Here is a 21,220-nt window from a genome sequence, read left to right as displayed (position 1 = left end):
CATGGCTCAGCGGAACACCTGGCAGCGCGAGCGCGTGCGCGGCGCCCTCAGCGACGCCGAAGGGTTCGTGAGCGCCCAGTCGCTGCACGCCGCGCTGCGCGACGAGAACACCGGCATCGGGCTCGCCACGGTCTACCGCGCGCTCGCGGGGCTCACCGCCACGGGCGAGGCCGACACGCTGCAGAGCCCGGACGGCGAGGCCCTGTACCGCGCCTGCTCCCAGGGGCACCATCACCATCTCATCTGCCGTCGCTGCGGCAAGGCCGTCGAGATCGAGGCTCCTCCCGTCGAGGCCTGGGCGCAGGAGACCGCGGCGCGGCACGGCTTCCGCGAGGCCGAGCACATGATCGACATCTTCGGCCTGTGCGCGGAATGCGCCGCCGAGAAGGACGCCGCCCCGGCGTGACGTCGGTCATCGTCTCCGAGCGTGCAGCGCCGCCGCGCCGCGCCCGTCTCGCGATCGGGCTCGGCGCGGGCGCCGCGACCGTCGGGGCGCTCTTCCTCGTCGACGCGCTGCTGCCGTCGCTGTTCCCCGAGGCGCTGCCCGCGCGGGCCCAGGACGGCCTCACGCTCGCCCTGAGCGTGCTCATCGAGTCGCTGCCGTTCGTCGTCCTCGGCGTGCTGCTGTCCATCGCCGTGCAGGTGTGGGTGCCGCCGCACGTCATCGAGCGGGTGCTGCCGAGGACCGGATGGGCCCGCCGCGCCGTGCTGTCGCTGCTGGGCATGCTCATCCCCGTCTGCGAGTGCGGCAACGTGCCGTTCGCGCGCGGCCTCCTCATGCGCGGCTTCGCTCCGGCCGACGCGCTGACCTTCCTCGTCGCGGCGCCCATCGTGAACCCGATCGTCATCCTCACGACGCACCAGGCGTTCGGATGGGACGGCGGGATCCTCGTCGCCCGCCTCCTCGGCGGGTACGCCGTGGCCAACCTCATCGGATGGCTCTACAGCCGCCATCCCGACCCCGAGCGGATGCTCACCGACCGCTTCCGCGACACGTGCGAGGTCGTCGCGCACAAGACGGGAGGCCGCCCGCGCCGGAGCCTCGCCCAGTTCGTCGTCGAGCTGCGCGCCGTCATGCCCGCGCTCGTCATCGGCTCGGCGATCGCGGGCGCCGTGCAGGTGCTCGTCCCGCGCAGCGTGCTCGTCGCGATCGGCTCCAACCCCGTGCTGTCGATCGTCGCGATGATGCTGCTGGGCGTGACGGTCGCCATCTGCTCGAACGTCGACGCCTTCTTCGCGCTGTCGTTCGCCTCGACGTTCTCATCGGGCTCGCTCGTGGCCTTCCTCCTCGTCGGGCCGCTCATCGACGTGAAGATGCTCGCGCTCATGCGGACGACCTTCACGTCGCGCGTGCTGGCCGGCATCGTCGCGATCGTGCTGCTCGTGGCCTTCGTGATCGGGGTCGGGGTGAACCTCGTTGCCTGACGGACGGATGCACGCGCTCACGGACCGCTGGCTGGGGGTGGGGCTCGCGGCCGTGCTCGCCGTGGTCACGCTGAGCCTCGCCGTCACCGGCCGGCTGCAGCTCTACATCGACCCGGCCCAGGCCTGGTTCGCGGTCGGGATGGCCGTGATCGCGCTCGCCGGCGCCGTGTGCTCGTTCGCGCTGCCGCTCGGGGCCGAGGGCGACCACGGGCACGATCACGGGGAGGCGTCGACGGAGGGGACGGGGCGGTCGGATGCGGATGCCCGCGGCCCGCGCGCCGCGATGCGCGCACGGCGGGCGCCCGTGGCACGACGCGGCGTCGTCCCGTCGGGCGTTCCCGTCGCGGATGCCGGCCTCCGGGACGGCCGCGCCGCCCGTCGATCCCCGCCTCGTCGCATCGCGGGCGGCGTCGCCGTGGCCGTCGGCGGGGTCGCGGCATCCGCGGTCGCCGTCGCGGCGCTCGTGCTGCCGCCCGCGCCGCTCTCGGTCGAGCTCGCGATGGACCGCGACACCGGCACGCCGCCGCTGTTCGCGGGCGACGACTCGGCGGACCTCGCCGCGAGCGGCGACACGGGCGCCTTCGGGATCGGCGAGTGGTCGTCCGTGTTCGCCACGGCGACCCACCCCGAGACCTTCGCCGGCCAGCAGGTCACGCTCACGGGCTTCGTCACGCCCGACGACGAGAACCCCGACGGTCTGCTCCTCGGCCGGCTCGTCGTCACGCACTGCGTGATCGACGCGCAGCCGGCGTCCGTGCCGGTCTCGGCTCCGGGAGGCACGGGCGACCACGCGGTGGGCGACTGGATCGAGGTGCAGGGCACCATCAGGGCCGACGCCTCGGGCGCGCTCACGATCGAGCCGGAGTCGATCACCGCGGTCGACGCCCCGGAAGACCCGTATGAGTACTGACGAGGGGCGGCCGCCGAGCCGTCGCGCGCTGCGGGAACGGCGCGCGGCCGAGGAGTCAGCGACCCAGGCCGAGACGGACGCCCGGACCGAGACGGACGCCCGGACCGGAGCGGAGGCGCCGCCGGACCGGACCGCTGGCTCTCGCGACGAGGTCGCCGGGGCGGCCGCGGAGGTCTCCCGGGAGGCCGGTGCACAACGCAGGACGAATCCGCCGGACGGGCCCGAGAAAGCGGTCTCCGACGCGGAGACGGAGCGCGATTCCTGCGTTGTGCCCGAGCCGCCTGCATCCGAGGGGCCCGGCACCCGGCCGCGATCCCGGCGCTTCGCCGGCGCGCTGCTCGCGGTCGTCGGCGTGCTCGCCGTCCTCGCGGCCGCCGGCGCGGGTGCGAGCCTCCTGCAGGGGCCGCGCGTCAGCTCGGTGCAGGTCGATCCCGCGGCGGCGGTGGAGGCCTCCGGCAGCCGCGTCGTCCTCACCTCGAACCAGGCTCTCGCGGAGATCGACCCGTCCCAGGTCGCCGTCTCGCCCGAGACGCCCTTCACGGTCGACGCGGCGGGGCGGATGGTGGGCGTCCGCTTCACGGTGCCGCTCGACGACGACACGGAGTACACCGTGACGGTCGACGGCGCCGAGAGCATCGGCGGCGGGCCTTCCGCGACCCTCGAGACGAGCTTCACGACGCCGGCCGCCGAGATCTTCGTGCTCCAGCGCGACGCCGACGGCGACGACACGATCTTCCGCAGCGACCTCTCCGGGAACACCGCCGTCCCGGTGTACACGGCCGGTGTGATCGACGACTTCCGCGCGACCACGTCCCGCCTCGTCGTCTCGGTGCGCGAGGGCGATGCGTCCGCCCTCTACGTCGCCGACCGCGACGGCGAGAACGCGGAGGAGCTGATCCTGCCGGGCGAGGGCACCGTGACGGGGCTGCAGGTCTCCGATCAGGGCGAGCTCGTCGGCTACACGTACACCGATCTCCGGGTCAGCGACGCGGAGGGGCGTGCGAGCGTGCTCTTCACGTCGTCGCTGCGCGAGCCGGATGCCGATCCCGAGCCGATGGCCGTGGGCGATGAGGAGCCGAGCATCGCCAGCTGGCGGTTCGTGCCCGACTCCTCGGCGCTGCTGTTCGTCGACTTCGCGGGCGACCTCGTCCTCGACGACGCCCGGGCGGAGAGCCCGGAGCCGACGCTGCTCGGCACGGCGCTGTCGATCGACGCCGTGACGCGCGGCACGTACACCGCGTTCGTCGAGCGGATCGACGCGGCGGGAGGCGTCCAGCTCGACCTGACGACGGGCGAGGAGACCGAGATCGTCGCGCCGGCCGACGATCTCGGGCAGGCCGCGCGCGTGCTCCCGGTGCCGGGAGGCGGGACCGTCCGCGAGTTCGTCCGCTATGCGGACGACGGCCTGCCGGAGGCGCAGAGCGTCGCGTTCGTGGACGACGAGGGCGCCGCGACGCCGCTGCTGGACGTGCCGGGTGCGGACGGCCTGCTGCAGACGTGCGTGTCGCCGAGCGGCCGGTACGTCGCCGCCCTCGTCGCCCCCGACCTCACGACGAACTCCTACGGCTACGACGCGCTGCAGCCCCTCCCGGGCGTGCTCCGGACGCACATCGTCGAGATCGCGACGGGCGAGGCGGTGTCGGTGCTGTCGGGGTTCGACATCAGCTGGTGCGAGGTCGGCCCGTGGGACGGCACGACGTGAGGGACGGATGGCACGAGGCCGCACGCGAGGAGCTCCTCGGCCTTCCCGCGGACGTCGCGCCGCGGCTGCTCGGAGGCGTCCTCACCACGGTCGTGGGCGGCGAGGAGGTCGCCGTGCGCCTCACGGAGGTGGAGGCCTATCACGGCCTCGGCACGGGCGATGTGCACGACGCCGGCTCGCACGCGCGGATGGGCCGCACGGCCCGCAACGCGACGATGTGGGGCGAGCCGGGTCGTCTCTACGTGTACCTGAGCCACGGCATCCACTCGTGCGTCAACGTCGTGTGCGGACCGGAGGGCACGGCGGGCGGGATCCTGCTGCGCGCCGGCGAGATCGTGCGCGGCGCGGAGGCGGCCCTGCGGCGCCGCGAGGCACGGGGCGTCGTGCGCGCGCCGCGGGACCTCGCCCGCGGCCCCGGCCGCCTCGGCGACGCGATCGGGCTGCGCCATCCCGTGCACGACGGCATCGACGTCGTGACGGGCGAGCCGCGGGCGGGCGCCGTCGCGCGGCTCGCGCTCGCGGACGATCCGCCCGCCCACGTCGCGGGCCCCCGGGTCGGCGTCGCGGGGCTCGCCGGGACGTCCGCCTTCCCGTGGCGCTTCTCGATCCCCGGCGACCCGACCGTGTCGCCCTTCCGCCCCGGCCGCGGGGCGGCGCCGTCCTGAACCGTCGAGCATCCGCGGGCGACGGGCGCGCACGCCGCTGAATAGACGACCGGTCTATTTTGCGTGTAGCGTGGGAAGACGACCCGCGCCGCGACAGCCGCGACGACGCCTCCCGACCGGCTCCGCCGCGCCGGCGAGACGTTCCGCACGGCCCGCGCCGCGTGACGCGGCTCCCCTCAGACGGCAGAAAGGCATCACCATGCGCGCACTCGTCCACTCCACCTTCGGAGAGGCCAGCGAGGTCCTCGAGGTCGCCGAGCGACCGCTCCCCGAGCCGGGCCCGGGCCAGGTGCGCGTGCGCACGGTGCTCTCGCCCATCCACAACCACGATCTGTGGACCATCCGCGGCACGTACGGGTACAAGCCCGAGCTGCCCGCCGCATCGGGCACCGAGGCCGTGGGCGTCGTCGACGCCCTGGGGGAAGGCGTCGACGGGCTCGCCGTCGGCCAGCGCGTCGCGACGGGCGGGACGTTCGGCGCATGGGCGGAGTTCTTCGTCGCGAGCGCCGCGGGGCTCATCCCCGTGCCGGACGGGATCGACGACGAGACGGCCGCACAGCTCGTCGCCATGCCGTTCAGCGCGCTGAGCCTGCTCGACTTCCTCGACGTGGCGGAGGGCGACTGGGTCGTGCAGAACACCGCCAACGGCGCCGTCGGCAAGCTCCTCGTGCAGTTCGCGCGGGCGCGCGGCGTGCGCGTGCTCGGCCTCGTGCGGAGGGACGCGGCCGTCGCCGAGCTCGCCGCGCTCGGCATCGCGGACGTCGTCTCGACGGAGAGCGACGGATGGCGTGACGCGGCCGAGGCGATCCTCGGCGGCGTCGCGCCGCGCGCCGCGGTCGACTCCGTCGGAGGCGAGGCCGCGGGCGACCTGCTCTCGCTGCTGGGCGAGGGCGGCACCCTCGTCTCCTTCGGCACGATGGGATCGCCGACGCTCTCGCTCGCCGCGCGCGACGTCATCTTCAAGCAGACCACCGTGCGGGGCTTCTGGGGCAGCCGCGTCAACGCGACGATGGCGCCGGAGAAGCGCGCGTCGCTGTTCGGCGAGCTCCTCCGGCGCGTCGGGGCGGGCGAGGTCGCGCTGCCCGTCGAGGCGGTGTACCCCTTCGACGACGCGCGCGCCGCGGCCGCCGCGAGCGACGTCCCCGGCCGCTCCGGCAAGATCCTGCTGCGTCCCTGACCGTCTCGGCCGGAACGGCGGCGTGGGCGCCGTGCGGGCGTCAGATCCGCGCGCTCACCCACTCCCAGCTGACCGCCGCGGAGGCGGCGGGCGCCATCGTCGCGCGGTCGACCTCGACGATCGTCCAGCCGTCCCAGCCGTCGGGGAGCGCCGCGAGCACGCCGTCGAGGTCGACGTCGCCGAGCCCCGGCTCGCGGAAGACGCCGAGATCCGTCGCGCGACGGTACGGGGTGGGCTCGGCACGGGTCGCCTCCGCGATCGAGAGGTCGAGGTCCTTGACGTGGAGGTCGAGGATGCGTCCCGCGTGACGGGTGACCATCGCCTCGGCGTCGATCCCGGCCCACGCGAGGTGCCCGACGTCGAACGAGGCGCCGAGGAGCGGGGCGGGGATGGCCGCGAGCGTGCGCTCGATCTCCTCCTCCGTCTCGATCCACGTGCCGACGTGGTTGTGGAGACCCGCCCGCACGCCCTCGGCGGAGAGCACCTCGGCCGCGCGTCCGATGACGTCGATGACGCGGTCCAGGCGCCCCGGGTGGAAGGACGCGCCGACGGCCGCCGCGTCGCGGGTGCGGACCGTCGCGGGCGCCCACGACACCTCCGGGGAGAGGAAGACCGTCTCCAGCCCGAAGAACAGCGACTCCTCGGCCTTGCGGCGCACGCCGTCGAACCAGCGGACGCCCTCGGCGCTCGCCGGGTCGAAGAGCACGCCGTGATCCTCCGGCAGTGCGACGCTCGCGTATCCCGGCGCGAGGGCGAGCCCGGCGTCGTCGATCATCCGGCGGTAGTCGAACAGCGTCTGCGTGTCGAGCACCTCCATCATCGTCGCCGGGAACCCCGAGTCGCGGATCGCGCGGAGCACCCTCGGGTAGTCCGCGCGGAACGCCGGATCGGCGAACAGCCAGAGATCCTCCGAGCCGGGGTCGTCCGGGTCGGCCTTGACGTTGATCCACGGGATGGGGTTCAGCGCCACGCGGTCGGCTCGGAGCAGCGGGCGCCGGGGTGCGGTGTCGGTCATGGTCGTTCCTCTCCTGGGGTCAGATCCGCGCCGCCACGCGCTCGGCCACGGCGCGCGCGGTGCGCACGGCGGTGACGACTCCGGTCAGCGTGGCGTTGGCGACGACGGGGGTCGGGACGACGCCGTTCCCGGCGACGTAGAGGTTGTCGAACCCCCAGACGCGCCCCTCCGGGTCGCAGACGCTCGTGCCGTCGTCGTCGAGCCCGCTGCGCACGGTGCCGGTGAGATGCAGCGACGAGCCCGGCACGAGGAGCGCGCGCTCGGTGGCCGGGTCGAAGGCGCCGAAGTCCCCGATGATGTCGGCGGCCTCGGCCAGCGCCCGGTCGATGAGCGCGAGGTCGGCGGGCGAGTAGGCGAACTCGATGCGCATGCGCGGCATGCCGGCCAGGTCCTGCTCGTCGTCGGCGAAGACGACCCGGTTCTCCGGCCGCGACTCCACGGGCGAGTAGAGCGAGACGCCGACGGAGTGGGCGAGCGCACGCCCCTGCTCGTCGACGTAGGTCGTGTCCATGACCTGGCCGTGGAAGGGCTGCTCCGCGCCGTTCTGCGGGATCCAGAGCGAGTCGGTGCAGAACTCGCCGTCCGCCGCGATCGGGAGGTCGTCGGCCGTGAGCCCGAACCGCTCGAGATCGACGAGGACGCGGGAGGCGATGAAGGCGTGCTCGTTGAGGTAGCGGCCGAGGGCGGCGGGGCGGATGCCCGATGCGAACAGGAGCTGCGGCGTGCGCAGCGCGTCGGCGCACACGACGACGGCGTCGGCGCGGATCTCGCTCGTCGCGCCGTCCGCGACGCTGCGCACGCGCGCCCCCGTCACGCGTGCGTCCTCGACGATCAGCGAGGTGGCGAGCGACCCGGTGCGCAGCGAGAACGCCGCGTCGCCCGCGTGCGCGATGGCCGGGAAGATCGTGGCGGGGCTCGTCCGCTCGAGACGGCCGCCCGGCACGGGCCGCACGGCCATCGGCATGGGCTGCGGCCGTCGCGTCGCGTCGCCCGCATGCGCGTAGCGTCCGCGCAGCACCTCGAGGACGCGCTCGCCGACGGCGGTCGGCCCGATGGCCGCTGGGCGGACGCCGAGCACGCGCCTCGCCGTCTCGAGGTCGCGGCGCCACGCGTCGTCGTCGCCGAAGGCGAAGGTCTCCTCGCCGTCCGGCCACGGCGCGGCGGCTGTCCAGTGCACGCCCATCCCGCCCGCGTTCCAGGCGATCGCGGTGGCGGGCATCTGCTCGGCGTCCTCCCCGAACGCGAGGGCGTGGAACATCCCCGGTCGCAGTCCGCGCAGGTCGGACGCGACGTCGGCCACCACCTCCGCGCCCGTGTACATGCCCTGGATGCCGCTCGACACCCGCTCGTTGTACCGGGCCCAGACCTCGGGGTCCTCGATGTCGTGGAGGTGGACGCCGGGGGCGGCGCCGATGGGCGCGCCCGCGTCGACCATCGTGATCGCGATGTGCGCGTCGCTCTCGCGGAGGAGCCGGGCGACGGCGGCGCCCATGAGGCCTCCTCCCACGATGAGGACGTCGGTGCGGGGGGCGTGGGTCACGGGTGCTCCTTGACGACGGGGGTGGGGACGGGGGACGGGGCGGCCCGATCGAGCGCGACGAGCGGCCCGAAGAGCGCGACGTCCATGCGATCGAGGACGAAGCGCAGCGCGCCGACGAGGGGGGCCTCTGCGCCCAGCTCGGTCTTCCGCAACGAGATGTCGGGCGTGCGCGCACGGCGCAGCAGCTCCTCGACGCGGGGCAGGAGGAGGTCTCCGGCGTCCTCGAGGCCTCCGCCGAGGACGAACAGCGACGGCGCGACCGTCCACGAGAGGGTCACGAGGATCGTCGCGATGTGCGCGGCGAACTCGTCGACGAGCGCGACGGCCTCCTCGTCGCCCTCGCGTGCGCGGTCGATCGTGCGCAGGGCGGCCAGCCGATCGTCGTCGTGGGGCGAGGTGAGGCCGCCGACGGGATGGCTGTGGAAGGCGTCGGCGGGCAGGGAGGCGGCCTCGACGATCTCGCCCGCCGCGCCCTGGAACCCGCGATGGATGCGGCCGCGGATGAGCGTCCCGATGCCGGTCCGTGCGCCGAGGATCGCCCAGACGACGTCGTCGTGATCGCGCGCGGCCCCGCGCCAGCGCTCGGCGAGCGCGGCGAGGTTGGCGTCGTTGTCCGCGAACCAGGGGACCGCGATGCGCGCGTTCAGCTCCGCCGGCAGGTCGACCCCCGACCACTCCCTGGTGTGGACGAGACGCCGGATCACGCCGTCGTCGTCGACCGCGCCGCCCGAGGCGATCGCGCCGGCGCGCAGACGGTGCACGGAGGCGCCGGCCGCCGCCAGCGCCTCGTGGACGAGCTCGGCGGCGTCGTCGAGCGTGGGCCGGGGCTGTTCGTAGAGGCGCAGCGGACGACGGGCCCGGGACAGGATCCGGCCGCGGACGTCCGCCACGACGGCCGAGACCTCGAGGGTGGTGATGCGCACCGCCGCGAGCAGCGCGTGCTCGGCGCGGAGCTCGAAGCGACGGGCCGGGCGTCCGGCGGCGCCCGTCGTCGGGATGCGCTCGAGCTCGTCGACCCACCCGGCCTCGACGAGCTCGTCGAGGATGAGTTCGATGGTCCTGCGGGAGAGTCCCGTCCCGCTCGCGATCGCGGTCATGCTCAGGGGCTTCGTGGCCACGGCGAGGGCTCGCAGCGTCACGGAGGTGTTCACGCGCCGCAGCGCGCGCGGATCGAGACCGGCCATCATGCGCTCTCCCCGGGTCACTTGAGGCCCGCAGCCGCGATGCCCTGGACGAAGTACCGCTGGAGCAGCAGGAAGAGGACGAGGACGGGGAGCATGACGACGAGCGCGCCCGCGAGCACCAGCCCGTAGTCGAGCACGTGGTTCGACGCCTGGCTCGTCGCGGCGAGCGCCACGGGCAGCGTGTAGGTGGCGTCGGACTGCGCCACGACGAGCGGCCAGATGAAGTTGTTCCACGAGGTGAGGAACGACATGATCGTCACGGTCGCCACGGCGGGCCCGGTCAGCGGGAGGAAGACCCGGAAGAAGATGCGGAACTCCCCCGCGCCGTCCAGCCGTGCCGCCTCGATGAGCTCGTCGGGCACGGAGGAGGCGTACTGCCGCATGATGAAGATCGAGATCGGCAGGGCCGTGCTCGGCAGCGCTATTCCTGCCAGGGTGTCCACGAGGCCCAGGTTCACCGTGATGACGAACTGCGGGACGAACACCGCCGTGAACGGGATCATGAGGGCCATCATGACGGCTCCGAACGCGATGCGCCTGCCGGGGAAGTCGAACTTCGTCAGCGCATACCCCGCGGCCGTGGCGGCGAGGACGTTGCCCGCGACGACGATGGCCGCCACCACGACGCTGTTGACGAGGTAGGTGGCGAAGCCCTCCCCGGCGAAGAGCCGGACGAAGTTGTCGAGCGTGGGGTCGGCGGGGAACCAGGCCCCGGGGTCCTGCCGGATCTCGCGGAGGCTGCGCAACGACCCGCTGACGACCCAGGAGAAGGGGAGGAGCGTCGCCAGGGCGCACACGACGAGGGCGGCGTAGAGCAGGCCGCGACCGGCACGCGCTCCCGGGAGGAGCCGGGCCTCGGAGCGGGCGGGGCCGTTCATGTGCGGGGCCTCAGGAGGCGGAACTGGACGGCGCTCACCACGACGACGAGCACGAGGGTGATGAAGGACGCCGCGGACGAGAGGCCGAACTCCCCGAAGCCGAACTGGCGGTAGGTGTAGAGGGCTATGGACTCCGTGCTGCCGAGCGGGCCGCCGTTCGTCAGCAGGTACGGCTCGTCGAACACCTGCAGGTAGAACGTCGTGAGCAGCACGGAGACGAGCAGGATGGTCGGACGGAGGAGGGGCAGAGTCACGTGCCAGAGGCGGCTCCACCAGCCGGCCCCGTCGAGCGCCGCCGCCTCGTACACCTCCTCGGGGACGGCCTGCAGCCCCGCGAGGAAGAGGACCATGGCGGTGCCGAAGTTGCGCCAGACGCCGAGCAGGATGACGACCGGCATCGCCAGGTCCGTCTCCGTGAGCCATCCCGGCCCCGCGAACCCGAACCATCCGAGCGCCTCGTTCACCGTGCCGTCGGAGTTGAAGGCGTACTGCCAGATCAGGGCGATCGCCACGACGTTGGTCACGACCGGCGCGTAGAAGACCGTGCGGAAGACTCCGCGCGCCCGGCGGATGCCGGTGTTGAGGGCGAGAGCGAGGAGGAGGCCCAGCAGCATCGTGAGGGGCACGCCGACGATGACGAAGGTCGCCGTGTTGCCGACGTCTCGCAGGAACCGTGCGTCCGAGAAGAGGCGCAGGTAGTTGTCGAGGCCGACGAGGTTCACCTGGAACGGGTCGCGCAGGTCGGTGCCGCGCAGGTCGGTGAGGCTCATGGCGAGCGCCGCGACGGCGGGGATGGCGGTGTAGAGGAGGAAGACGAGGGCGAACGGCGCGAGGAACACCCAGGCGATCACCCCGTGGCGTCGCGCGCCGGGCCGCCGGGGGCGCGGGGTGGGCCGCGCCCCCGGGAGGAGGGCCGTCGTCATGAGGCCGGTCACTCCGAGCCGGTGCCGAGGGACTCGGCGAAGGCCTGGATGTTCGCGGCGGCCTCCTCGGCGGTCTGGGCGCCCTTGGCGACGCCCTCCATCTCCGCGCCGAGCTGCGTCACCACCTGGGGCCAGGTGGTGGACTGCGGGTAGGTCTTCGCGGTCTGGAGCTGCGTGAAGAAGGCGTCGAGCAGGGGCTCGCCGGAGATCGCGGGGTCCTCCCACGCCGACTCCACGGCCGGCAGCGAGCTGTATGCCTCGTACTGCGTCAGCTGCGTGTCCTCCTCGGCGAGGAAGCGGATGAGCTTCCACGCGGAGTCCGGGTTCTCGCTGTCGTCCAGGACGCCCCAGCTCCCCCCGGCGAGTGCGCCGACGGATCCCCCGTCTCCGGCGGGCAGGGGAGCGGTGCCGACGTTCTCGGCCGTCCACCCCTCCTCCCCCGCCACGTCGTCGTACTGTCCGATGACCCAGGGCCCCGTGATCGACGACGCGGTCTTCCCCTCGACGAAGTACGGCTGCGAGTCGAGGAAGAGCGGTGTCGCGGTGTCGGCGCTGCCCGACGTGAAGAAGGAGGCGTCGTGCTCGATCGCCGCGACCATCTCGGGGGTGTCGAGGGTCCACTGGGCGCCGTCGTCGGTCAGCAGCTCGCCGCCGGCCTGCCAGAGCAGCTGCGCGACGAGCTGCCCGGTGTAGACGTCCCAGCCGACGTCCGCCGCGAAGCCGCGCACGGCGCCGGCGCTCTCGAGCGATTCGAAGAACGGGACCATGTCGTCCCACGTCTCGGGGGCGCTCGCGCCCGCCGCGGCGGCGAGGTCGGCTCGGTAGACGAGGGCGTAGGTGTACGAGTACCACGGGACGGAGTAGGCGGCCCCGTCGATGACGCCGGCGTCCCACGCGCCGTCGAAGAAGGCGTCGGCGTCGGCGACCCCGTCCGGCACGGGTGCGAAGGCGCCGGTGCGGGTGAACTGCGCCTGGGACTCGGTGTAGAGCAGGGCGACGTCGGGGCCCGAGCCCGCGGAGATGGCCGACCGCAGCTTGGTCGTGTACTCCGACTCCGGCACGAGCGTGATCTCCACGTCGGCGTCGGGGTTGTCCTCGAGGAAGGGGGCGATGACCTCTTCGAGGACGTTCGCGTCGCCGTCGGGGGCCCAGACGGCGATGGCGCCCGTGGCGGGGGAGTCGTCGATCGACGAGGTCGCGCCGGACGATGCGGCGTCGTCGGCGCGACCGCAGCCGGCGAGGGCGAGGGATCCGACGAGGATCGCGCCGGCGATGAGGCGGGCAGGGCGGGCAGGGCGGCTCATGAGTGCTCGTTTCTCGAACGGGACGAGGAGGGGTGGAGCATTGTGCGTGAATGTAGCGATATCGGCGCCGGTCATTCGAGACGACGCTAGGAACGCCGTGTTACCCCGCGATGACCGCATGGTCACGAATAATTTCGGCGGTTATAGCGAAATGGCGGCGAGGGCGAGCGGGGGCGACGCGCCCGGACATGCTAGGATCGACGTTTGTCTGCGCACGCTCCTGTGCGCAGTTCGTGCGGACCTCGTCTGAACACAGCCCGGCGACGGGCGGGTGCGGTCTGCGCAGACAAGAGATCTTGGGTGGGGCCGTCCGGCTCCACGGTAATGAAGGAGTGAACCATGGCTGCTGTGTGCCAGGTGACCGGTGCCGTTCCCGGCTTCGGTCACAACGTCTCGCACTCGCACCGGAGGACGAAGCGCCGCTTCGACCCGAACGTGCAGAAGAAGACGTACTACGTCCCGTCGCTCGGTCGTAAGATCACGCTCAACGTGTCCGCCAAGGGCATCAAGGTGATCGACGCCCGCGGCATCGAATCGGTCGTGAAGGACCTCATCGCGAAGGGTGTGAAGCTCTGATGGCGAAGAAGGCTCAGGACGTCCGTCCCATCATCAAGCTGCGTTCGACCGCGGGCACGGGCTACACGTACGTGACCAAGAAGAACCGCCGCAACAACCCCGACCGCCTCGTGCTCAAGAAGTACGACCCGGTCGTGCGCAAGCACGTCGACTTCCGCGAGGAGCGTTAATCATGGCGAAGAAGAGCAAGATCGCTCGCAACGAGCAGCGCAAGGCGGTCGTCGACCGCTACGCGGAGAAGCGTCTCGAGCTGAAGAAGCAGCTCGTGAGCCCGAACTCGACCGACGAGGAGCGCGAGGCCGCCCGCGTGGGCCTGCAGAAGCTGCCCCGCAACGCCTCGCCCGTGCGTCTGCGCTCGCGCGACGTCATCGACGGACGCCCCCGCGGCGTGCTGACGAAGTTCGGCATCTCGCGTGTCCGCTTCCGCGACATGGCGCACCGGGGCGAGCTGCCCGGCGTGACCAAGTCGAGCTGGTAGGCATCCGCCTCGGCGAGAGGGCGGGACTCCTTCGGGGGTCCCGCCCTCTCGCGTCCTCCGGGCCGGGTGTCAGGCCATCAGCTGCTCGTCCACCGACGGCGCCTCCGCCTCGTCGACCACGGGCGGCGGCTGGATGCGGAAGGCGATTCCCGCCCCGGCCGCCGCGATCCCGAAGGTGACGATCGGCGCGGCCGCGCCGATCGCCGTCGTCGCGGCGAACTCCGTGAGCAGGATCCCCGTCGCGGAGGCGACGACCCACGCGAGCGCTCCCAGCGTGAACCTCGGCAGCAGCTCGCGCCGCACCTCCGGCACCACGTCCCTGCCGCGCGTCGCCCGGATGAACACGAGCGCGATCGCGACCCACGCGACCACGAACACGCCCTGCCACGCGAGCGCCTTCAGGAGCCAGGACACGACGTTCGTCAGCATCAGGAGGTAGGCGACGACGCCGGCGACCACGACCCAGACCCAGCGGGGGAGGGCGAGCCGGAAGACCCGCGTCGCGAAGGCGTCGAGGTTGGTGGAGGCGAGGTAGTAGTTGGCGGTGTTGATGCGGGTCTGGGAGACGAAGATCACGAGCAGGCCGAAGAGCCCCATCGTCCCGAGGAACGCGTCCACGACGCCCGTCTCGCTGCCCTCGTGACCGGTCGCGGCGATGATGTAGATCCCCACGAGCCCGTTGACGGCGAACGTGAACAGGTAGAAGACCCAGCCGAACGTGAACCGTCCGTGGAACCGCTCGTCCTCGGGCCGGCCCATGCGCGCGTAGTCGAACGTGTACATCATCATGATCCAGACGCCCATGTAGATGAGGTACGAGGAGACCCAGCCGGGCAGGGGGCCGGAGGCCGCGACGTCGAAGACGGACTCCGGCACGCCGTGCTGCACGGTGGCGAAGATCACGACGAGGACGAGCCCCACGGCGTAGACCGGGAGCAGGAGGCCGTTGAGCCTGTCGAGCCAGCGCTGCACGGGCCCGGAGGCGAGCGGGATCGCGTACGCGACGACGAGCGCGTACCACGCGGCGATGTCGCCGCCGAAGGTCTTCTGGAACGCGATCGCGATGATCGATCCCTCGAAGACGCAGTAGTAGATCGCCGTCGCCGCGAAGATGAGGGTGGCGAGGGCCGAGCCGAGGACGCCGAACATCGAGCGTGACGCGAGCTCGACCGTCAGCCCCGTGCGGGCGGCGTATCGCGCGAGCACGAGGTTCACGACCCCGTACGTGGCGACGGTGAGGGCCATGCCGACGAGGGTGTCGATGAGGCCGACGGCTCCCGCGGAGGCGACGGCGACGTAGATCCAGAACATGGCGGAGAAGAGCGCCCACCAGGCCATCGAGAGGGACCAGCGCGGGGCGCGTTCGGACGGGGGCAGGACGTAGCTCGAATAGGCCACGGCGACTCCTTCTGATCGGGTGGAGCACGAGGCGGCGACGAGTGTCGACGAGGAGCGAATGTAGTGTCCCCGGCGCGCAGCCGATATCGGCAGTCAGCCCTCTCTGAGCCGGTCTCCTTGTGCACGCAGCACTATCCGGTCGCGATCCGCATCGCCAGGAGGAGCGTCGCCCGCGTCTCCCCGTCCTGCAGATCGACCCCCAGCACGGACTCGATCCGGCGAAGGCGGTAGGCGAGCGTGTTGCGGTGGATGAAGAGCTCGTCGCAGACGGCACGCGTCGCACCGCCGTGGGAGAGGTGGCTGCGCAGCGTCTCGGCGAGGGTGCCGGTGGGGTCCGCCGCCTCGAGCGGGGCGATGCTGCGCCGCGCGAGCGAGACCAGGCCGGACGAGGGGAGCGCTCGGACGATCGAGACCATGTCGAGCGGAGGGAGGGCGCGCACGCCGGCCGCGAAGGGCTGACGTGCGGCCATCCGCAGCGCGAGGGGCAGCTCGTCCAGCGAGAGGTCGGACGCGAAGAGGACGCAGGCCTGGGCGAGACCCGTGACCTCCCCGAGCACGTCCTCGATCCGGGCGCCGTCGGTCGCGTGCTGCAGGAGGAGGAAGGTCCGCTCGGGCTGCTCGAACAGCCGCACGACGCCGAAGCTCGCCTCGAGGTGCATCTGCAGGCGCCAGGCGGCGAGGCGCGTGCCGGCGGTCGACGCCGTCGGCGCCGAGGAGATCGAGACGAGCTGCCAGGGCGCCTCGGCGTCGAAGCCGACGGAACGCGCGAGCCCGGCGGCCTCGTCGGATGCGGCCGCGTCGTCGAGCAGAGCGCCGACGAGCCTCGCCGCCGTCGGCGAGTGCAGCGGCGACGACGACGCCAGCGTGTACGAGAGCTGCATCGCGAGGACGGCCGCGACGGGGCCGAGCAGCGGCTGGAGGAGCTGGCCGTCCGTCCCGCCCCGGATGCGGATCGTGAACCGCCCGCCCGGCCCCCCGGGGAGCGCGAGGGCGGTCGACGCGGCGCCGGGTCGCGCGGGGCGTCCGGCTGCGGCGAGGGCGAAGTCCCCGGGATCGAGGAGCGTCACGTGCGCGTCCACGGCGTCCGCGATGCGTTCGAGGACCGCGACGACGGGCGCGCCGCGAGCCGCGAGCCGCGTGCACTCGTCGGCGAGGTCCCATCCCGCGCGGACGATCTCGTAGCGCTGCGCGGCGAGCTCCTGCCAGATGTGCCGCGAGAACTGCAGGAGGGGGAGGTCGGGCGGCAGCTCGAACAGGACGACGCCGTGCCGGTCGCACGCGGAGACGAGGCCGTCGGGGACCCGCGGATGGATCCGGCCGAGGCTGAACGCGAGCGCGCTGATGGGCACCGCGGCGAGGCGCTCGACGTAGGCGTCCCACGTGCGGTGGTCCTCGAAGTGCAGCGCCATCCCCGTGGTGAGCATGAGCTCGCCGCGCTGGAGGAACGGCGTCGGGTCCATGAGCTCGGACTGGGCGCAGCCGCTGATGGGCCGGTCGAGGTGGGCGTCGTCGAGGTGCGTGCGGAGGGAGACGCCCAGGACGTCGTCGTCGAGCAGATCGCGTGCGCGCATGGCCGGCCGTCCTCACGGTTCCTGTGCAGACTTCACTATCGTGGTGCTCAGATTGAGCGTACTGCCCAGCGCGATCGCGTGGACGGCCTGGCTACCGTGAACGCATGGCGCGCACCGGGCGGATCCTCATCAACTCCGACATGGGCGAGGCGTTCGGCCTCCACACGTTCGGCAACGACCCGGATCTCCTGCGGATCGTCGATCTCGCGAACGTGGCCTGCGGCTTCCACGCGGGCGATCCCGGCATCATGCGCGAGACCGTCGCGCTCGCCACGGAGAGCGGGGTGCGCGTCGGCGCCCATCCCGGTCTCCCCGACCTCGTCGGCTTCGGACGGCGGCGGATGGCGCTCCGGCCCGACGAGGCGGCGGACCTCGTCGTCTATCAGACCGGGGCCCTCGTGGGGTTCCTCGACGCCGTGGGCGAGCCGTTGAGCCACATCAAGCCGCACGGGGCGCTCTGGGGCATGCTCGCCGCCGACGCCGACCTCATGCGGGCGGTCGCCCGGGCGGTGAAGGCGTTCGACGTGCCGTTCCTCGGGCTCGCCGACACCGCGCACGAGAGCGTGTGCGCGGAGGCGGGCGTGCCGTTCGTCGGAGAGCTCTACGTCGACATGGACTACAACGCCGACGGCACGCTCGCGCTCGCGCGCTCCGCCCGCCGGACGGATCCCGCCGCAGCCGCCGAGCGCGTCGCGAAGGCGCTCGCCGGCGAGCCCGTCGCGTCCGTCGACGGCACTCCCGTCGACGTCCGCTTCCAGAGCGTCTGCGTGCACTCGGACTCCCCCGACGCGCCCGACGTGGCGCGCGCCGTGCGTGCCGTCGTCGACGCCCGAACCCCTCGAGAGGACTGAGATGACCGACATCGTCTCCCCCCTGCCCGGCGTCTTCTACCGCAGGCCGGCGCCCGGCAAGCCGACCTTCGTCGAGGAGGGAGATCCGATCGAGGTCGGGCAGACGCTCGGCATCGTCGAGATCATGAAGCAGTTCACCGAGATCCGCTCCACGGCGGCCGGCCTCGTCGGCGCGTTCTCCGTCGAGGACGGCGGGACGGTCAGCCCCGGCGACGTCGTGGTCACGGTCGACGAGGCCTGATGCGCCGCCTCCTCATCGCCAACCGGGGCGAGATCGCCGTCCGCATCGTCCGTTCGGCCCGCTCGCTCGGGATCGAGACGGTCGTCGTCGCGTCGGAGCCCGACCGCGCCGCGCTCGCCGCGCGCGTCGCCGACGAGGTCGTCGTGATCGGCGAGGCGCCCGCGAGGTCGTCGTATCTCGACGCCCGGGCCGTGCTCGCCGCGGCCGTCGACAGCGGGTGCGATGCCGTCCATCCGGGGTACGGGTTCCTCAGCGAGAACGCCGCCTTCGCCCGTGCCGTGCAGGCGGCGGGCCTCGTCTGGGTGGGCCCCGATCCGGACGCCATCGAGCTCATGGGCGACAAGTCGAACGCGCTCCGCGCCGCGCGGGCCGCCGGGGTGCCGGTGCTGGCGGGGACCGACGGCGTCCTGGCGTCCGACGACGACCCCCTGGCGACCGCGCGGGGCATCGGATACCCGCTCCTGGTGAAGGCGCGGGCGGGCGGAGGGGGGCGCGGCATCCGGCTCGTCGCGCGCGAGGAGGAGCTGCTGCCCACGGTCGAGCTCGCGCGGGGCGAGGCGGCCGGCCTCTTCGGCGACCCGGGCGTGTATCTGGAGCGGTTCGTCGAGCGCGCGCGCCACGTCGAGGTCCAGCTGCTCGCGGACGGAGACCGCTGCGTGCATCTCGGCGACCGCGACTGCACGCTGCAGCGCAGGTCGCAGAAGGTCCTCGAGGAGGCTCCGGCCCCGGGCATCCCGGATCACGTGCGGGAGCTGATGCGTGCGTCGTCCGTGCGGCTCGCCGTCGCGAGCGGCTATCGCGGCGCGGGAACGGTGGAGTTCGTCTACGACCCCGCCCGGCAGGAGGCCGCCTTCATCGAGATGAACACGCGTCTGCAGGTGGAGCACCCCATCACCGAGGCCGTCACCGGAATCGACCTCGTCGCGGAGCAGCTGCGCATCGCCGCAGGCGAACCGCTGTCGCTCGTCCAGGACGACGTGCGCCTGGTCGGCCACGCCATCGAGTGCCGCGTCAACGCGGAGGATCCGTCCCGGGACTTCTTCCCCAGCCCCGGCGCCATCTCCGCGCTGGAATGGCCGCAGGGCGTGCGCGTCGACGCCGGCTTCGAGGCCGGCGACGTCGTGGTCCCCTTCTACGACTCCCTCATCGCGAAGATCGTCGTGCACGCGGCCACGCGGGACGAGGCCGTGGCGGCGATGCGCGATGCGCTCGCCCGGACGCGCATCGAGGGGATCGCGACGACCGTCCGGCTGCATCTGCGGCTCCTGGCGGACGAGGGCTTCCGCGCCGTCGCGCACCACACGAAGACCATCGAGAGCGACATGATCCTGGAGACGACATGAGCGAAGGAGAACGCGCGCCCCGGCGGCCGGCGCGGTACACGTGGGGAGGGGACGAGTTCCTCTTCGTCGAGGTGGACGAGGCGATGAGCCTCGCCGCCAACTTCGCGGTGATGGCGATCGCGGCGCGGCTGTCGGAGCGGGCGCTCGACGGCATCGTCGACATCTGCCCGGCCAACGCCTCCCTGCTCATCCGCTTCGACCCGGACGCGCTGGCGCCGACGAGGCTGGAGGCGGTCGTGCGCGAGATCGAGCGCGACGTCGAGGGCCAGGAGGCGGGCGAGCTGCGCACGCGGATCGTCGACGTGCCGGTCTGGTACGACGACCCCTTCACGGCGGAGGTGGGCGCGCGGTTCCGCGCCGGCTACCACCAGGACCCGGACGGGGACGACCTCGACTACGCCGCCTCCGTCAACGGACTCGAGAGCAGGGCCGAGTTCGTCCGACGGCACCAGGCCCAGCCGTGGATCGTCAGCATGGTGGGCTTCGTCGCGGGGCTGCCGTTCCTCTATCAGCTCGTGGAGCAGGACAGCCAGCTCGTGGTGCCGAAGTACCTGAGCCCGCGCACGGACACCCCGAGGCTCACCCTGGGGCACGGCGGATGCTTCGGGGCGATCTACTCGGTGCGCGGCGCGGGCGGATACCAGATGTTCGGCGTCGTCGCGCCGCCCATCTACGACCCGGAGCAGCGGCTCGCCGACTTCGCGGAGTCGTCGGTGCTCTTCCGGCCGGGGGATCTCGTCCGGTACCGGTCCATCGACCGGGACGAGTACGACGACATCCAGGCCGAGGTGGCGGCGGGGACGTGGCGGTGGCGCCAGGCCCCCGCCGTCTTCTCCCTCGCGGACTGGCAGCGCGATCCCGTCGCTGCGAACCGATCGATGACGGAGGCGCTCGATGCTTGAGGTGCGGCAGGCAGGGCTCCAGACGACCGTCCAGGACCGGGGGCGGTCCGGCCACTACTGCCTGGGATTCCCGCAGGGCGGCGCGATGGACCAGGAGTCCGCCCGCCTCGCGAACGCGCTCGTGGGGAACGACGCGAGCGCCGCCGTCCTCGAATGCACGTACATGGGGCCGGAGATCCGCGCGACGACCCCCGCCGTCGTCGCGGTCGCCGGAGCGCCGGTGCCCGTGCTCGTGAACGGGGAGACGCGCGACGAGTGGGCGCGCATCGAGCTCGACGAGGGCGACACGCTGTCCTTCGGCGTCATCGGCGGGGGGACGAAGTACTGGATCGCCGTGCGCGGCGGCATCGACGTCCCCCTCGTCCTCGGAAGCCGCTCCACCTACGTGATCGGGGCGATCGGCGGGGTCGACGGCCGGCCCGTCGTGGCCGGGGACGTCCTCCCGGTCGGCGCGCCGACGGGGCCGCTGCCGGCATCGGCGGAGCTGGGCCGGCGGTATCGTCCGTCCTTCCCCCGCGCGCAGACGATCCGCGTCGTGCCCGGTCTCTACGACCACCTCCTCACCGAGGAGGGGATGCGCCGTCTCGTCGAGGAGGAATGGACGCTCACGCCCATGGCCGATCGGATGGGGCTGCGCTACGACGGTCCCGGCGTGCAGTGGCGCGAGCGGGGGCAGCCGTTCGGCGCGGGGCAGGATCCGTCCAACATCGTCGACGCCGGGTACGCGGTGGGATCCATCCAGATCCCCGGGGGGACGCAGCCGATCGTCCTGCACCGCGATGCGGTCTCCGGGGGCGGCTACGCGATGGTGGCGACGGTCGTCTCGGCGGACATGGACCTGCTCGCGCGTGCGGCCCCCGGGACCGTCACACGGTTCCGGCCCGTCACGATGGACGAGGCGCTCGACGCCCGGCGCGCCCGCTCCGCGCGGATCGAGGCCGCGGTCGCGTCGCTCGGCGCGGGGTGAGGGAGGTCCGACCCGCCACATCCGCCCCATCCGTCACACCGGAGAGGCGACACGCCGTGCGAATCGCCCGGAAACCCGCGAGAATCCGCGGAATTCCGGGGTGCGTTGATACATTCGTCACGGTCGCAAGACCACCGGGCGCAAACGCACCCGGTCCGCAATATCGTCGC

The 21,220-nt window shown here is 72.8% G+C and carries 22 protein-coding genes; 14 read left to right on the top strand and 8 right to left on the bottom strand.

Going from position 1 to position 21,220, the window contains the following annotated elements:
- Position 1: 1 nt before the first annotated feature.
- The 6 genes from N8K70_RS16365 to N8K70_RS16340 all read left to right on the top strand — a co-directional run bounded on the left by N8K70_RS16365 (position 2) and on the right by N8K70_RS16340 (position 5,879).
- Positions 2-406 carry a Fur family transcriptional regulator gene (locus tag N8K70_RS16365; RefSeq protein ID WP_317139417.1) on the top strand — a complete coding sequence of 135 codons (405 nt, stop codon included), beginning with the start codon at positions 2-4 and terminating at the stop codon, positions 404-406.
- Positions 373-1,425, top strand: a complete 1,053-nt coding sequence (locus tag N8K70_RS16360; protein ID WP_394357789.1) for a permease — start codon at positions 373-375, stop codon at positions 1,423-1,425. The genes N8K70_RS16365 and N8K70_RS16360 overlap by 34 nt, the downstream gene beginning before the upstream one ends.
- Before the next feature lie 7 nt (positions 1,426-1,432).
- The gene (locus N8K70_RS16355) at positions 1,433-2,335 is read left to right on the top strand and encodes a TIGR03943 family putative permease subunit (protein WP_317139416.1); all 903 of its coding nucleotides are present in this window, start codon (positions 1,433-1,435) and stop codon (positions 2,333-2,335) included.
- Positions 2,336-2,603: 268 nt separating this feature from the next.
- A complete protein-coding gene (locus tag N8K70_RS16350) occupies positions 2,604-4,037 on the top strand; it encodes an Ig-like domain-containing protein (protein ID WP_317139415.1) in 1,434 nt (477 codons plus the stop codon).
- Complete coding sequence (locus tag N8K70_RS16345) at positions 4,019-4,702, top strand: DNA-3-methyladenine glycosylase (RefSeq protein WP_317139414.1); 684 nt, start codon at positions 4,019-4,021, stop codon at positions 4,700-4,702. Before N8K70_RS16350 ends, N8K70_RS16345 begins: the two co-directional genes overlap by 19 nt.
- A gap of 199 nt (positions 4,703-4,901) precedes the next feature.
- Positions 4,902-5,879: a zinc-binding dehydrogenase gene (locus N8K70_RS16340; protein WP_317139413.1), complete on the top strand. Its 978-nt coding sequence runs from the start codon at positions 4,902-4,904 to the stop codon at positions 5,877-5,879.
- A gap of 40 nt (positions 5,880-5,919) precedes the next feature.
- On the opposite strand, the gene N8K70_RS16335 is transcribed toward N8K70_RS16340, so the two are convergent.
- Genes N8K70_RS16335 through N8K70_RS16310 form a run of 6 tightly spaced genes read right to left on the bottom strand, consistent with a single transcriptional unit; the run spans position 5,920 to position 12,723 of the window.
- Positions 5,920-6,894 (bottom strand): sugar phosphate isomerase/epimerase family protein, encoded by a 975-nt coding sequence (locus N8K70_RS16335; protein ID WP_317139412.1) that lies wholly within the window; start codon positions 6,892-6,894, stop codon positions 5,920-5,922.
- A 19-nt stretch (positions 6,895-6,913) separates the two neighbouring features.
- Positions 6,914-8,434, bottom strand: a complete 1,521-nt coding sequence (locus N8K70_RS16330) for a GMC oxidoreductase (protein ID WP_317139411.1) — start codon at positions 8,432-8,434, stop codon at positions 6,914-6,916.
- Entirely contained in the window at positions 8,431-9,621 is a 1,191-nt protein-coding gene (locus N8K70_RS16325) for an ROK family protein (RefSeq protein WP_317139410.1), read from the bottom strand. The genes N8K70_RS16330 and N8K70_RS16325 overlap by 4 nt, the downstream gene beginning before the upstream one ends.
- 14 nt (positions 9,622-9,635) lie before the next feature.
- Positions 9,636-10,496, bottom strand: a complete 861-nt coding sequence (locus tag N8K70_RS16320) for a carbohydrate ABC transporter permease (RefSeq protein ID WP_317139409.1) — start codon at positions 10,494-10,496, stop codon at positions 9,636-9,638.
- On the bottom strand, positions 10,493-11,419 hold the full coding sequence (locus N8K70_RS16315; RefSeq protein WP_317139408.1) for a carbohydrate ABC transporter permease: 927 nt from the start codon (positions 11,417-11,419) through the stop codon (positions 10,493-10,495). Before N8K70_RS16315 ends, N8K70_RS16320 begins: the two co-directional genes overlap by 4 nt.
- Before the next feature lie 8 nt (positions 11,420-11,427).
- Positions 11,428-12,723: an extracellular solute-binding protein gene (locus tag N8K70_RS16310; RefSeq protein WP_317139407.1), complete on the bottom strand. Its 1,296-nt coding sequence runs from the start codon at positions 12,721-12,723 to the stop codon at positions 11,428-11,430.
- Positions 12,724-13,062: 339 nt separating this feature from the next.
- Between N8K70_RS16310 and rpmB the strand changes: the two genes are divergently transcribed.
- The 3 genes from rpmB to rpsN are packed head-to-tail and all read left to right on the top strand — an operon-like array spanning position 13,063 to position 13,777.
- Entirely contained in the window at positions 13,063-13,299 is a 237-nt protein-coding gene (gene rpmB, locus N8K70_RS16305; protein WP_317139406.1) for a 50S ribosomal protein L28, read from the top strand.
- A complete protein-coding gene (gene rpmG, locus N8K70_RS16300) occupies positions 13,299-13,469 on the top strand; it encodes a 50S ribosomal protein L33 (RefSeq protein ID WP_155049151.1) in 171 nt (56 codons plus the stop codon). Before rpmB ends, rpmG begins: the two co-directional genes overlap by 1 nt.
- A 2-nt stretch (positions 13,470-13,471) precedes the next feature.
- A complete protein-coding gene (gene rpsN, locus N8K70_RS16295; RefSeq protein WP_317139405.1) occupies positions 13,472-13,777 on the top strand; it encodes a 30S ribosomal protein S14 in 306 nt (101 codons plus the stop codon).
- A gap of 69 nt (positions 13,778-13,846) precedes the next feature.
- On the opposite strand, the gene N8K70_RS16290 is transcribed toward rpsN, so the two are convergent.
- Positions 13,847-15,175 carry a purine-cytosine permease family protein gene (locus tag N8K70_RS16290; protein WP_317139404.1) on the bottom strand — a complete coding sequence of 443 codons (1,329 nt, stop codon included), beginning with the start codon at positions 15,173-15,175 and terminating at the stop codon, positions 13,847-13,849.
- Between the two features lie 131 nt (positions 15,176-15,306).
- Positions 15,307-16,746, bottom strand: coding sequence for a PucR family transcriptional regulator (locus tag N8K70_RS16285; protein ID WP_317139403.1), 1,440 nt, complete (start codon positions 16,744-16,746; stop codon positions 15,307-15,309).
- A gap of 104 nt (positions 16,747-16,850) precedes the next feature.
- Between N8K70_RS16285 and pxpA the strand changes: the two genes are divergently transcribed.
- From pxpA to N8K70_RS16260, 5 genes are read left to right on the top strand one after another with little or no spacing between them, the layout of a single operon-like run.
- On the top strand, positions 16,851-17,597 hold the full coding sequence (pxpA, locus tag N8K70_RS16280) for a 5-oxoprolinase subunit PxpA (RefSeq protein WP_317139402.1): 747 nt from the start codon (positions 16,851-16,853) through the stop codon (positions 17,595-17,597).
- A gap of 1 nt (position 17,598) precedes the next feature.
- Positions 17,599-17,838 carry an acetyl-CoA carboxylase gene (locus tag N8K70_RS16275; protein ID WP_317139401.1) on the top strand — a complete coding sequence of 80 codons (240 nt, stop codon included), beginning with the start codon at positions 17,599-17,601 and terminating at the stop codon, positions 17,836-17,838.
- Entirely contained in the window at positions 17,838-19,181 is a 1,344-nt protein-coding gene (locus tag N8K70_RS16270) for an acetyl-CoA carboxylase biotin carboxylase subunit (RefSeq protein WP_317139400.1), read from the top strand. The genes N8K70_RS16275 and N8K70_RS16270 overlap by 1 nt, the downstream gene beginning before the upstream one ends.
- The gene (locus N8K70_RS16265) at positions 19,178-20,083 is read left to right on the top strand and encodes a 5-oxoprolinase subunit B family protein (RefSeq protein ID WP_317139399.1); all 906 of its coding nucleotides are present in this window, start codon (positions 19,178-19,180) and stop codon (positions 20,081-20,083) included. The genes N8K70_RS16270 and N8K70_RS16265 overlap by 4 nt, the downstream gene beginning before the upstream one ends.
- The gene (locus N8K70_RS16260; protein ID WP_317139398.1) at positions 20,076-21,050 is read left to right on the top strand and encodes a 5-oxoprolinase subunit C family protein; all 975 of its coding nucleotides are present in this window, start codon (positions 20,076-20,078) and stop codon (positions 21,048-21,050) included. The genes N8K70_RS16265 and N8K70_RS16260 overlap by 8 nt, the downstream gene beginning before the upstream one ends.
- The last annotated feature ends 170 nt before the right edge of the window (positions 21,051-21,220 follow it).

Source organism: Microbacterium sp. AB, from assembly GCF_032878875.1.
GTDB lineage: Bacteria > Actinomycetota > Actinomycetes > Actinomycetales > Microbacteriaceae > Microbacterium > Microbacterium betulae.
The sequence above is the reverse complement of the archived record's forward strand: the minus strand, read 5'-3'. Positions and strand labels throughout refer to the sequence as shown.